Annotated in this window: 12 protein-coding genes; 10 read left to right on the top strand and 2 right to left on the bottom strand. The window is 67.8% G+C overall.

Features of this window, described 5'->3' with window-relative positions; all coding sequences use genetic code 11:
- The first annotated feature begins 3 nt into the window (after positions 1 to 3).
- The 10 genes from ACJASC_RS11315 to ACJASC_RS11270 all read left to right on the top strand — a co-directional run bounded on the left by ACJASC_RS11315 (position 4) and on the right by ACJASC_RS11270 (position 10,404).
- On the top strand, positions 4 to 1,998 hold the full coding sequence (locus ACJASC_RS11315; RefSeq protein WP_415146080.1) for an acetyl/propionyl/methylcrotonyl-CoA carboxylase subunit alpha: 1,995 nt from the start codon (positions 4 to 6) through the stop codon (positions 1,996 to 1,998).
- A complete protein-coding gene (locus ACJASC_RS11310; RefSeq protein ID WP_415146078.1) occupies positions 1,991 to 2,842 on the top strand; it encodes a hydroxymethylglutaryl-CoA lyase in 852 nt (283 codons plus the stop codon). The genes ACJASC_RS11315 and ACJASC_RS11310 overlap by 8 nt, the downstream gene beginning before the upstream one ends.
- A complete protein-coding gene (locus ACJASC_RS11305; protein ID WP_415146076.1) occupies positions 2,839 to 3,615 on the top strand; it encodes a crotonase/enoyl-CoA hydratase family protein in 777 nt (258 codons plus the stop codon). The genes ACJASC_RS11310 and ACJASC_RS11305 overlap by 4 nt, the downstream gene beginning before the upstream one ends.
- Before the next feature lie 59 nt (positions 3,616 to 3,674).
- Complete coding sequence (locus ACJASC_RS11300) at positions 3,675 to 4,151, top strand: Lrp/AsnC family transcriptional regulator (RefSeq protein WP_021692626.1); 477 nt, start codon at positions 3,675 to 3,677, stop codon at positions 4,149 to 4,151.
- 76 nt (positions 4,152 to 4,227) lie between these two features.
- A complete protein-coding gene (locus ACJASC_RS11295) occupies positions 4,228 to 6,042 on the top strand; it encodes a glycoside hydrolase family 15 protein (protein ID WP_415146073.1) in 1,815 nt (604 codons plus the stop codon).
- Between the two features lie 54 nt (positions 6,043 to 6,096).
- A complete protein-coding gene (locus ACJASC_RS11290) occupies positions 6,097 to 6,918 on the top strand; it encodes a deiodinase-like protein (protein ID WP_021692624.1) in 822 nt (273 codons plus the stop codon).
- Between the two features lie 327 nt (positions 6,919 to 7,245).
- Positions 7,246 to 7,380, top strand: a complete 135-nt coding sequence (locus ACJASC_RS11285; protein ID WP_415146071.1) for a hypothetical protein — start codon at positions 7,246 to 7,248, stop codon at positions 7,378 to 7,380.
- 128 nt (positions 7,381 to 7,508) lie between these two features.
- Positions 7,509 to 8,729 (top strand): NAD-dependent epimerase/dehydratase family protein, encoded by a 1,221-nt coding sequence (locus tag ACJASC_RS11280; protein WP_415146069.1) that lies wholly within the window; start codon positions 7,509 to 7,511, stop codon positions 8,727 to 8,729.
- Positions 8,726 to 9,562 carry a glycosyltransferase gene (locus tag ACJASC_RS11275; protein ID WP_415146067.1) on the top strand — a complete coding sequence of 279 codons (837 nt, stop codon included), beginning with the start codon at positions 8,726 to 8,728 and terminating at the stop codon, positions 9,560 to 9,562. The genes ACJASC_RS11280 and ACJASC_RS11275 overlap by 4 nt, the downstream gene beginning before the upstream one ends.
- Positions 9,559 to 10,404, top strand: coding sequence for an NAD-dependent epimerase/dehydratase family protein (locus tag ACJASC_RS11270; RefSeq protein WP_415146065.1), 846 nt, complete (start codon positions 9,559 to 9,561; stop codon positions 10,402 to 10,404). The genes ACJASC_RS11275 and ACJASC_RS11270 overlap by 4 nt, the downstream gene beginning before the upstream one ends.
- On the opposite strand, the gene ACJASC_RS11265 is transcribed toward ACJASC_RS11270, so the two are convergent.
- Together ACJASC_RS11265 and purE are read right to left on the bottom strand one after the other, a co-directional pair.
- Positions 10,401 to 11,477: a 5-(carboxyamino)imidazole ribonucleotide synthase gene (locus ACJASC_RS11265; protein ID WP_415146063.1), complete on the bottom strand. Its 1,077-nt coding sequence runs from the start codon at positions 11,475 to 11,477 to the stop codon at positions 10,401 to 10,403. The genes ACJASC_RS11270 and ACJASC_RS11265 overlap by 4 nt on opposite strands.
- Positions 11,470 to 11,955 carry a 5-(carboxyamino)imidazole ribonucleotide mutase gene (purE, locus tag ACJASC_RS11260; RefSeq protein ID WP_415146061.1) on the bottom strand — a complete coding sequence of 162 codons (486 nt, stop codon included), beginning with the start codon at positions 11,953 to 11,955 and terminating at the stop codon, positions 11,470 to 11,472. Before purE ends, ACJASC_RS11265 begins: the two co-directional genes overlap by 8 nt.
- Between the last annotated feature and the right edge of the window lie 19 nt (positions 11,956 to 11,974).

The following is an 11,974-nucleotide window of genomic DNA, read 5'->3' as shown; positions in this document are numbered from 1 at the left end:
GTGATGTTCGACAAGATACTCGTGGCGAACCGGGGCGAAATCGCAGCACGGGTCATCTCTACCGCGCGTCGCATGGGGCTTGGGACCGTTGCCGTGTATTCGGATGCCGACGCGGACGCGGTGCATGTGCGCATGGCCGACGAGGCGGTACGGATCGGACCGGCGCCGGCGGGCGAAAGCTACCTCAAGCCCGCAGCCATCATCGAGGCCGCGCGGGCCAGCGGCGCGGGCGCGATCCATCCGGGCTATGGGTTTCTGTCGGAGAACCCCGAGTTCGTCGAGGCGGTCGAGGCGGCGGGGTTGGTCTTCATCGGGCCGCCCGCGAGCGCGATCCGCGCCATGGGCCTCAAGGACGCGGCCAAGACGCGGATGCAGGAGGCGGGCGTGCCGGTCGTGCCCGGCTATCATGGCGCGGGGCAGGACGCATCGATGTTGGCCGAAGAGGCCGGGCGCATAGGCTATCCGGTACTGATCAAGGCGCGGGCGGGCGGCGGCGGCAAGGGGATGCGGCTGGTCGAGCGGGCTGCGGATTTCGCCGATGCGCTGACCGGCGCGCGGGCCGAAGGCGAAGCGAGCTTCGGCGATGCCGCCGTTCTGGTCGAGAAATACGTGACCGCGCCGCGCCATGTCGAGATCCAGGTCTTCGCCGACAGCCATGGCAACGTCGTGCACCTGTTCGAGCGCGACTGCTCGCTGCAACGCCGTCATCAGAAGGTGATCGAGGAGGCACCCGCCCCGGGCATGCCCGAACGGGTCCGCGCCGCGATGGGGGCGGCGGCGGTCGAGGCGGCGCGCGCGATCGGCTACGTGGGCGCGGGTACGATCGAGTTCATCGCGGACGGCTCCGAGGGGCTGCGCGAGGACGGGTTCTGGTTCATGGAGATGAACACGCGGCTTCAGGTTGAGCATCCGGTAACCGAGGCGATCACCGGGCTCGACCTCGTCGAATGGCAGATCAGGGTGGCGCGGGGCGAGACCCTGCCATTGACGCAGGAGGATCTGCGGATCGACGGTCACGCCGTCGAGGCACGGCTCTATGCCGAGGATGCCGAGCGCGGCTTTCTCCCCGCCACCGGGCGGCTGGAGCGGCTGCGCTTTCCCGATGCCGCCTGCTTCAAACGCGGCGCGCTGCGGGTGGATGCAGGCGTGACCGAGGGAGACGCAATCACCCCGCATTACGATCCGATGATCGCCAAGGTGATCGCGCATGGTGCCACGCGGCAGGAGGCGATGACGCGACTCTTGGGCGCGCTGGAGGCCACGCAGGTCGGTGGCACTGTCACCAATCTCGGCTTCCTCGCCGCGCTGTTGCGCCACGAGGGCTTCGCCGCGGGCGAGGTCGACACCGGACTGATCGGCCGGGATCTCGACACGCTGACCGCCAAGCTGGCGATGCCCGATCACGTGCCGGTACTGGCCGCGCTCGCCGCCGCTGGGCTGGACCACCCGCCTGCGGGCGAGGGGCCATGGGACACGCTTAGGGGGTTCCGAAACTGGGGCGCCTCCGAGATCCACGTGTCGCTTGAGCACGAGGGCGAGACGCTGGACGTGGCACTTCTGCGGGACGGGCCGGGAAGCTGGCACCGAGAAGGCACCGAAACGGGCGTTTCACGTGACACCAAGGGATTGGAAGTGACAGTCGCGGACCACCGCTTCCGGGCGGAGGCTGCGCGGCACGGCCAAGCAGTCACCGTTTGGGACGCAGGCCGGGCGTTCACCTTCGCCATCCCCGATCCACTCTCGGCGGCAGAGGCAGAGGCGGCGGGGGCGGGTGGCGACGCCATCGCCGCGCCGATGCCGGGCCTCGTGAAACGCATGCGCGCCGAAGCCGGGCAGAAGGTCGAAAAGGGACAGCCGCTCGCCATCCTCGAGGCGATGAAGATGGAACATACCCTCACCGCGCCGCGCGACGGGGTGGTGGCCGAGGTGCTGGCGCGGGAGGGATCGCGGGTCTCCGATGGCGACCTGCTGCTGACATTGGAGGCGCAGGATGGGTGAGCGCGTCGAGATCGTCGAGGTCGGCCCCCGTGATGGGTTGCAGAACGAAGCTCGGATCATCCCCACTGCCGACAAGATCGCGCTGGTCGACCGGCTTTCGGCCTGCGGTTTCGCCCGGATCGAGGTGACGAGCTTCGTGAACCCCAAGCGCGTGCCGCAGATGGCTGACGCGGCCCAGGTGCTGGCGGCTATCGCGCGTGCCCCGGCGATCCGTTACGCGGCGCTGGCGCCGAACCTGCGCGGCTTTGAGGCGGCGCGCGAGGCAGGTGCGGGGGAGGTCGCAGTCTTCGCCTCGGCCTCGGAGGGCTTCAGCCGGGCCAATATCGGCTGCTCGATCGCCGAGAGCATGGAGCGCTTCGCGCCGATCATGGAGGCGGCCGAAGCCGCCGGTCTGCCGGTGCGCGGCTATGTCTCCTGCGTGACGCATTGCCCCTATGACGGCAAAGTCGCGCCAGAGGCCGTGGCGGATGTCGCGATGTGGCTGCTCGACATGGGGTGCTTTGAGATATCCCTTGGCGAGACGCTGGGCCAAGCGCTGCCCAAGGATACCGGCGCGATGCTCGACGCGGTGCTGGCGCGGGCGCCCGCCGAAAAGCTCGCCGGGCATTTCCACGACACTTCGGGCCGTGCCCTCGACAACGTGGGCGTCTGCCTCGACCGGGGCCTGCGCGTGTTCGACGCCAGTATCGGCGGTTTGGGTGGCTGCCCCTTCGCGCCGGGTGCCGCGGGCAACGTCGCGACCGAGGCGCTGGCGTTGATGCTGGCCGAGCGGGGTTTCGAGACCGGGCTCGACCACAGGAGGATCGCCCAAGCGGCGGCCTATGCAAGAGGGCTCGGGGCATGAACTACGAGACATTGGCCCTCGCCACGGACGATCGCGGCGTTCTCACGGTCACGCTGAACGCGCCGGCCCGGCGCAACGCGCTTTCGGCGCGGATGATAAATGAGCTGACGGCGCTGGCCGAAGCCGAAGGGGCCAGTGCGCGCGCCGTGGTCCTGCAAGGGGCGGGGGAGGTGTTCTGCGCGGGCGGCGACCTTAGTTGGATGCAGGCGCAGATCCGGGCCGACCGCGAGGGGCGGCGCGTCGAGGCGCGGCGGCTCGCAGGGATGCTGGATGCGCTCAACACCATGCCGAGTCCGCTGATCGGACGGATACAGGGCGGGGCTTATGGCGGCGGCATCGGGATGGCCTGCATCTGCGATGTCGCGGTGGCCGCCGACACCACGCTTTTCGGGTTCACCGAGACCCGGCTGGGAATCATCCCGGCGACCATTTCCCCCTATGTACTGGCGCGGATGGGCGAGGGGCGGGCGCGGCAGGTCTTCATGTCGGCGCGGGTTTTCGACGCGGACGAAGCCGTGCGTCTGGGCATCGTTGCGCGCGCCGTGCCGCTGGCCGATCTCGACGCCGCTGTCGAGGCCGAGGTCGTCCCCTATCTGAAGATCGCGCGCGGTGCGGCGGCGCGGGCCAAAGCGCTGGCGCGCAGCCTCGGGCCGCGGATCGACGAGGCAGTGATCGAAGCCAGCATCGACCGGCTGGTCGAAGCATGGGAGAGCCCCGAGGCCGAGGAAGGCATTGCCGCCTTTCTCGAAAAACGCCCGGCCCGTTGGGTATGACGCGAGCGCCCATTGACGTGGTCCCCGCCGGACGAAAGGATCGCCGCCGGGGATGGGGCATGATGGGCGGTACCGAGATCACGCTGGACGAGACCGACCGCCGCCTGCTGCGCCTGCTGCAGGCCGAACCGGACCTGACACTGCGCGAGGTCGGCGAGCGGCTGGGGCTGTCGCATACGCCGTGCTGGCGCAGGCTCACGCGGATGCGCGAGGCGGGCGTGATCGAGGAGCGGCGCCACATCGTCGACCCGGTGGCGGCGGGCTTTGATATCACCGTATTCTGCGCGGTGCGGATGAACGGCCATTCCCGCACCCATCTCGAGGAGTTCGAGGCCGCCGTGGTGCGTATTGCCGAGGTGGTGCAATGCTACACCGTCTCTGGCGATCACGATTACCTGCTGCGCGTGCTGGCGCGCTCGATCCGCCATTACGAGAGCACGGTGAAGAACGCACTGGTGCAGCTGCCGCATGTACTGTCGATTTCGACCAGCGTGACGCTGCGCGAGATCAAGAACACGACGGACGTGCCGCTCTAGGCGAGCCAGACGCCGCGCCGCTACGTCACAGGAACCCGGTTCGTACGCTTTCGGTTGTTGCGGGAAGGAGAGCCGCATGACCGACACCCGTTACCGCCCCGAAGACCAGATCGGGGCTGTGGCCTCCAACACCGTGCCGATCCGAGACCTCGGCGTGATCGGCGATCGCCGATCTGCCGCCGTGCTCGACCGGATGGGCCGTATCCTGTGGTACTGCCCCTGCCGTTTCGACGGGCCGAGCCTGTTTGCCGGATTGCTTGACCCGAAAGGCGGCGAATGGCGCATCGAGATGGCCGGCGCCGAAGCAGGGCCGCGCCGCTATATCGACGGCAGCGGCATGCTGGAGACCACGCTCACTTCGGCCGATGGCAATCTGCTGCTGTGCGACTGGATGACATCCGGTCCGCAGGCCCCGACGGGCGTGCTGGTGCGCGAGATCTCGACCGCCCCCGCGCCGGTGCGGATCGTTCTCGACCCGCGCCCCGGATATGGCCGCCGCCGTCCCAACATTAAGGTCGAGGCCGACACCGTGACGATCGAGGGCATGGCGCTTCACGGCTCGCACCCGCTGAAGGCCGAGGGTGACAGCGTGGTCATGTCGCTGCCCGAGGGCGAGGCAGGCTGGATGGCGCTGTCGGACGGGCCGCTCTCGCGCCCGGAGCGCGCCACAATCGACAACTGGCGCGGTCACACGCTGGGCCATTGGGAGGAGTTGGACGCCGCGTTGGATTACACCGGCGTCTTCGCCGAGGAGATAGCGGCCTCGCTCCGGGCGATCCGCCTGTGCACCCATGAGGAAAGCGGCGCTACTGTCGCTGCCGTCACCACTTCCCTGCCCGAGGTGCCGGGGGGCACGCGCAACTGGGATTACCGCTATGTCTGGCTGCGCGACGCGGGCATGATCGTTTCGGCGCTGCTGCGCCTCTTTGGCCGGGACCGTGAGGGCGAGGCCTATCTGCGCTTCATCTGCCGCGGTTCGGGCAGCTCCGATCGCTATCCCATGGCGGTCTTCACCGATCTCGACGGCGAAACTGCGCCGCGCGAAACCGAGCTGCCGCTCGAGGGCTGGCGCGGTGCGCGGCCCGTGCGCGTCGGCAACGGGGCGGCCGATCAGCTACAACTCGATGCCTATGCCAACGTGGTGCTGGCGGCCAAGCTTCTGTACCGCGAGGGCAGCGCCGAGGGCCTCGCCCATTGGGACGTGGTGCAGGACATCTGCGATTTTCTCTGCGCGAACTGGGCCGAGCCCGACCATGGCATCTGGGAGGAGACACCCCCCCGGCACTATGTCTCGGGCAAGGTCGTCGCCGCCTGCGCGCTGGAATCGGCCGCCGAATATGGCAGCGCGGCGGAGGCCGCCCAATGGCGCCGGGTGGCCGCCGAGATCCGTGACTGGATCACGGCACACGGGCTGACTTCGGAGGGGGCCTATGCCGTCTATCCGGGGGTGGAGGAGGTGGACGTCACCGCCGCGTTGTTCCCGGTCTGGAACTTCTGCGACGCCGACACGCCCGAAATGCGCGCCACCATGACGGCGCTGGAGCGCGATTGGAGCCCCGACGGGCTGCTCTATCACCGTCGCCTCGAATGCGCCGACGGACATGACGAGGGGGTGTTTCTCGCCGCCGGGTTCTGGGTTGCGCAATACTGGGTGATGCGCGGCGATCTGGAGCGCGCGCAGGCGATCATCAAGGCCGGGATCGCGCAGGCCAACGATCTGGGGCTCCTGTCCGAGGAGGCGAACCCGCGCTCCGGCGCGATGCTGGGCAACATCCCGCAGGCCTTCGCCCATGCAGGCCTGATCGGCGCGGTGTTCGACCTCAACACGGCGCTCGAAGCGCGCGCCGCCGAGACGCAAGAGCGGCAAGACGAGGTCGGATCGAACGGCTGAGGCTTTCGTGTGTTGTATCCTCGACAGATGCCACACCAGACGCGGAGACCAGCGATGACCTCGACCAGCGAATATGTCTACGACCACGTCCAGAGCAGCACCCTGCAAAAGGACATGGCCTTTCAACCCGGCACGCCGGGGCCGGGAGACCGGTTGCCCGTGTTCGATCTTCCTGCCGCCAATGGCGGTCACATCCGTAGCAGCGCGATCACCGGCAACAAGCCGATGCTGCTCGTCACGGGGTCCTACACCTGCCCGATGACGGCGTCCTCGAATCCGGCGCTGAAGCGGCTGCACCGCCGTTATGGCGGTCAGATCGTCTTCGTGATGCTTCATGTGCGCGAGGCGCATCCTGGCGAGCTTTTCGATCAGCCACACGACATGGACACCAAGATCCGCAACGCCGGCATTCTCAAGTCGCGCGACAAGCTGCCTTGGGCCGTGGCGGTGGATGACACGCATGGCACACTGCACCGGTTGCTCGACGAGAAGCCCAACGCCGTCTGGCTCACTGATCGCGAGGGCACCATCGTCTATCGCGGCCTCTGGGCAGGCGATGACGAGGCGCTGGGCGACGCACTCGAGGCGGTCTCCAAGGGCCGGCTGCCGAAAAAGCGCGAAAGCACGTCGCGGCTCAAGCCGATGGCGGCGGGGATCGGTGTGATGCGCGAGGTTACGCAGCGTTCGGGTCGCCGCGCCGAGGCGGATCTGTGGAAGGCCGCGCCGCCGGTGGCCGCGCTGGCCCGCATCGCGGATCTTTACAAGCCGTTGCCGCCGCACCTGCGCACGGCGGCGGCCGCCGCGACCATCGGGCTTGGGGCCACGGCGCTGGTCGGCGCGCTCTCGGCCCTGCGAAAGCCTGCACGCAGAAGGTAAATCGCTCGGAATGCCGTAGGCTTGGCCGCCGTCATGCTCGACCGGTGACGGCGGCCAAGCCTGACCTTCTCCCATATGACGGGTCTTGAGGAGGGCCCTGTTTCGACCGGGAAGGAGACCAAGACTGACACGAATGCTCGTGGCAACGAGCATCCTCTCGGGAAGTGCCTTGCCTGCCCAAGCCGACATTCCCACCGGCAATGTCAATGGCAGGACCGGCCCGCTCGCTTGAGGCTGCTGCCGTGCAATCACATGAGGGGCTGATGCTCGGCCTCGAATAGGTGACCGACGGCACCATACGAGAAGATCCTGATCGTCGAGTCGGTGGTGGCGGATTCGATCACCGGCAGGACCCTGAACTACTGTCGCGTCGTCGCGGTCGCGTTGGCGCTGATCGTTCTCTCGATCCGTTTCCTTTTCACCGTCGCCGTCGCCCATCTCGAGGTGCAGGCTCCTGTGTAAGCGGAGCATCGCCGAGGCGGACTGGCGTTTCGCCGCGGCCCATGCATCATGCCAATCCGATAGCACGGGGCGTCGTCGCCCTGTCACCGGCGCTTGTCAGGCTCCGGGCATGAACAAGGGGGCACCACATGAAGATCGCGATCCTCGGCGGCGACGGTTTCGTCGGCTGGCCGACCTGCCTGCACCTGTCGGAACAAGGCCACGAGATCCACATCGTCGACAATCTGAGCCGGCGCTGGATCGACACCGAGCTTGGCGTGCAGTCGTTGACGCCGATGGATTCGATCCAAGAGCGCTGTCGGATCTGGCACGAGGTAACAGGGCGGCGTCTGCGCTTTCACCTGATCGATCTCGCCAAGGAGTATGAGCGGCTAAAGTCTTGGTTGGCCGAGGAAAAGCCCGACGCCGTGATCCATTTCGCCGAACAACGCGCCGCGCCCTATTCGATGAAATCCGATCGCCACAAGGTCTACACGGTCAACAACAACACCAACGCCACGCACAACCTGCTGGCGGCGCTGGTCGAGACCGGGATCGACGCGCATCTGGTGCATCTCGGTACCATGGGCGTTTACGGCTATTCCTCGGTCGGCGCGGCGATCCCCGAGGGATATCTCGACGTCGAGGTCGAGACGCTCGCGGGCGACAAGGCAAAACAGGAGATCCTCTATCCGACCAAGCCGGGCTCGGTCTATCACATGACCAAGAGCCTTGATCAGATCCTGTTCCAGTTCTATGCCCAGAACGATGGCCTGCGGATCACCGACCTGCATCAGGGTATCGTCTGGGGCACCCATACCGACCAGACCCGGCGGCACGAGCAGTTGATCAACCGTTTCGACTATGACGGCGATTACGGCACGGTGCTGAACCGCTTTCTCATTCAGGCGGCGATCGGCCACCCGCTCACGGTCCACGGCACCGGCGGTCAGACACGGGCCTTCATCCATATCCAGGATTCGGTGCGCTGCATCGAACTGGCGCTGGGCGACGCGCCGAAATCGGGCGAAAGGGTACGCATCTTCAACCAGATGACCGAGACGCACCGCGTGCGCGATCTGGCCGAGATGGTGGCGAAGAAGACCGGGGCAGAGGTCGCCTACCTGCCCAACCCGCGCAAGGAGGCCGAAGAGAACGACCTCGTGGTCCGCAATGACCAGTTCCTGAAGCTCGGGCTCGACCCGATCACCCTGCAGGAGGGGCTTCTGGACGAGGTGGTCGAGGTGGCGAGAAAATACGCGCACCGGATCGATCGCTCGCGCGTCCCCGCCGTCTCGGCTTGGACCCGCGATCTCGGCGCGCGGGTCGAGCACGACCCCGAGGGCCGGGCGCTGCGCTCCGCCTCGTGAGCGAGGGGCTGAAACCGGAGGGCCCGGCGCAGAGCCGCCGGGCCTTCGTCACCCTCGTCACCAATGCCGATTTCGCGATGGGGGCGCAGGCGCTGATCCGCTCGCTGAAGCTGAGCGGCACGGAGGCCGACATCGTGGTCCTGCACACCGGCGGCGTGGAAGAGGCCGATCTCACGCCCTTGAGGGCGCGCGGCGCGCGGCTGGTCGCGACCGATCTGCTGCCGACCTCGGACGGCTTCAACGCAGCGCACGCGCGCGAGGCGCTGCACGGGGCCGCGCCCTTCACCAAGGGCGAGAAGCCGGGGTTTCACACGCCGCTCGACAATTTCGCAAAGCTGCGGCTGTGGCAGCTCGACGATTACGACCATGTCGTGTTTCTCGACGCCGACACGCTGGTGCTGCGCCCGATCGACAAGCTGTTCGATTATCCCGAGTTCTGCGCCGCGCCGAACGTCTATGAGGGCTTGGGCGATTTCCACCGGCTGAATTCGGGCGTCTTTACCGCGCAGCCCGATCCCGCGACCTTTAACGCCATGCTGGCGCGGCTCGACGCGCCCGGTGCCTTCTGGCGGCGCACCGACCAAACGTTCCTGCAGGACTTCTTCCCCGACTGGCACGGCCTGCCGGTGACCTGCAACACGCTGCAATATGTCTGGTTCAACCTGCCCGAGCTGTGGAGTTGGGAGCAGATCCGCGTGCTGCATTTCCAGTACGAGAAACCGTGGCAGGACCATGCCAAGGCCGCGCGTCTGTGGCCCCTGATCGATTTGTGGCGCGCCTATGCGGGTGAGGGGCCGGTGCCGGATCTGTCGAGCCTGCCGGACCCGTCGTGAAGGTCGCGCTGACCGGGGCGTCGGGGTTGGTGGGGCGCTCCCTGCTGCGCGGTCTTGTATCAAAGGGCCACGAGGTCGTGGCGCTGGGGCGCCGGCCTGTCGGGGGCGCGGAATGGCGCGGCTGGCGGCTCGGGGAAACCGCCTGGCTCGACGGCTGCGACGTACTGGTCCACGCGGCCTTTTCGCATCTGCCGGGGCGCTACCGCGGTGGCGAGGGGGGCGATCCCGAGGGGTTTCTGGCGCGGAACCGGGATGGGTCGCTACGGCTGTTCAAGGAGGCGCACGCGGCGGGTCTGGGTCGCGTCGTTTTCCTGTCGAGCCGGGCGGTCTATGGCGGTTATCCGCCCGGGACCGATCTGGACGAACACCTTCCGCCACGCCCGGACACGCTCTATGGCGAGGTGAAGTGGGCGGTGGAGCAGGGGTTGTCGACGCTGGCAGGACCCGATTTCGCGACGGCGAGCCTTCGCGCCACCGGCATCTACGGGACCGGACCCGATCACAAGTGGCGCGGGTTGTTCGAGGAATTCTTTAGCGGCAGGCCGATCGCGCCGCGCGTGGCGACAGAGTTGCATGGCGACGATCTATCGGCTGCCGTGGCGCTGCTGCTGGAGGTCCCCGAGGCGGCGCTTGAACCGCGCAGCTTCAACGCCTCCGACATCACCCTCGACCGGCGCGACCTGCTGGAGCGGGTGGCGCGGATCACGGGGCGGGAGGGTGCGTTGCCCGAACGGGCTGATGCGGGGCGCGTCAGCGCCATGCGCTGTGGCCGGCTGCGGGCCTTGGGCTGGCGGCCGGGCGGCTTCGAGGCGCTCGACGCCGCGTTGCGCGGGATGCTCTAGCGGGCGGCCGGGCTGGTCAGCCGGTTGACATGGCCCATCTTGCGGCCCGGCCGCGCCTCGGCCTTGCCATAGAGATGGATCGCCGACTGCGTACCCGCGATTTCTAGAATGCGGTCGATATCGTCGCCGATCAGGTTCTCCATCGTGACATCCGAATGCCGCGCCCCGTCGCCCAGCGGCCAGCCGGCCACGGCGCGGATGTGCTGCTCGAATTGGTCGATCAGGCAGCCATTCTGGGTCCAGTGGCCCGAGTTGTGCACGCGCGGTGCGATCTCATTGACCACGAGGCCCCGCGGCGTGACGAAAAGCTCCACCCCCATCACGCCGACATAGTCGAGCGCGGTCAGGATCCGGGCCGCCAGCAGCACCGCATCGGTGCGCTGCGACGCCGAAAGCCGGGCGGGCACGATGGTTTCGCGCAAAATGCCGTCCTCGTGCCGGTTTTCGCCGGGATCGAAGCAGGCCACCGCACCGTCGATCCCGCGCGCACCGATGACGCTGACCTCGTGGCTGAAATCGACGAAGCCTTCGAGGATCGCGGGCGCGTCCTTTATCTCCGCGAGAGCGTCGGCGGTATCCCCTGGCGTCATGATCCGCGCCTGCCCCTTGCCATCATAGCCAAAGCGGCGGGTCTTGAGGATCGCGGGCGCGCCGATCCGGGACAGCGCGGCGTCCAGCGTGGTCGCGTCGTCCACCTGCGCGAAGGGTGCGGTGGTCAGACCGAGATTTTGCAGGAACTCCTTCTCGTCGATGCGATCCTGACTCACGGCGAGGGCGCGGCGGCCCGGGCGGATCGGCACAAGGGATTCGATCAGGTCGAGAGAGGCGGCGGGGACATTCTCGAACTCGTAGGTAACAACGTCCACCGCGCCCGCAAAGGCACGCAGCGCCGCCTCGTCGTCCCATGCGGCGGTGGTCGAGGCGGCGCAGACCTCGGCGGCGGGGCCGCTCGGGGCGGGGTCATAGACATGGCAGTTCAGCCCGAGCCGCGAGGCCGCGACGGCAAGCATCCGGCCAAGCTGGCCGCCGCCCAAGATGCCGATGGTCTGTCCGGGGCGAAGCGTCTCAGTCATCGGAGGGCTCCTCGGGGATCGAGGCCGACAGGGCGGCGCGCCAGTCGTCGAGCCGCTGCGCGAGGGCATCGTCCTGCAGCGCGAGGATGCCTGCGGCCATCAGCCCGGCATTCGCCGCGCCCGCGGACCCGATCGCCATGGTGGCCACGGGAAAACCGCGCGGCATCTGCAGGATCGAATAGAGCGAATCAACACCCGAAAGCGCGCGGGTTTGCACCGGCACGCCGATCACCGGCACACGGGTCTTGGAAGCCATCATGCCCGGCAGATGCGCGGCGCCGCCGGCGCCCGCGATGATCACCTGAAGTCCACGCTCCACGGCCGATCTGCCATAGTCCCACAGCCGATCCGGCGTGCGGTGCGCCGAGACGATCCGGGTCTCGTGTTCCACGCCCAACTCGTCGAGCATGGCCGCGGCCTCGCGCATCGTCGCCCAGTCCGACTGGCTGCCCATGATGATGCCGACTTTCACGCCCATGGCCCTCGTCCTTTGCTTG

The organism is Limimaricola cinnabarinus, assembly GCF_047631075.1.
Lineage (GTDB): Bacteria > Pseudomonadota > Alphaproteobacteria > Rhodobacterales > Rhodobacteraceae > Limimaricola > Limimaricola cinnabarinus.
Note: the sequence above shows the minus strand (reverse complement) of the source record. Positions and strands in the feature narration are given on the sequence as shown.

Excerpts from the sequence above, each read along its gene's own strand:
- ACJASC_RS11310 (WP_415146078.1), top strand. The coding sequence starts at position 1,991 with ATGGGTGAGCGCGTCGAGATCGTCGAGGTCGGCCCCCGTGATGGGTTG.
- purE (WP_415146061.1), bottom strand. The coding sequence starts at position 11,955 with ATGGGCGTGAAAGTCGGCATCATCATGGGCAGCCAGTCGGACTGGGCG.
- ACJASC_RS11265 (WP_415146063.1), bottom strand. The coding sequence starts at position 11,477 with ATGACTGAGACGCTTCGCCCCGGACAGACCATCGGCATCTTGGGCGGC.
- ACJASC_RS11280 (WP_415146069.1), top strand. The coding sequence starts at position 7,509 with ATGAAGATCGCGATCCTCGGCGGCGACGGTTTCGTCGGCTGGCCGACC.
- ACJASC_RS11300 (WP_021692626.1), top strand. The coding sequence starts at position 3,675 with ATGATGGGCGGTACCGAGATCACGCTGGACGAGACCGACCGCCGCCTG.
- ACJASC_RS11295 (WP_415146073.1), top strand. The coding sequence starts at position 4,228 with ATGACCGACACCCGTTACCGCCCCGAAGACCAGATCGGGGCTGTGGCC.
- ACJASC_RS11290 (WP_021692624.1), top strand. The coding sequence starts at position 6,097 with ATGACCTCGACCAGCGAATATGTCTACGACCACGTCCAGAGCAGCACC.
- ACJASC_RS11305 (WP_415146076.1), top strand. The coding sequence starts at position 2,839 with ATGAACTACGAGACATTGGCCCTCGCCACGGACGATCGCGGCGTTCTC.
- ACJASC_RS11315 (WP_415146080.1), top strand. The coding sequence starts at position 4 with ATGTTCGACAAGATACTCGTGGCGAACCGGGGCGAAATCGCAGCACGG.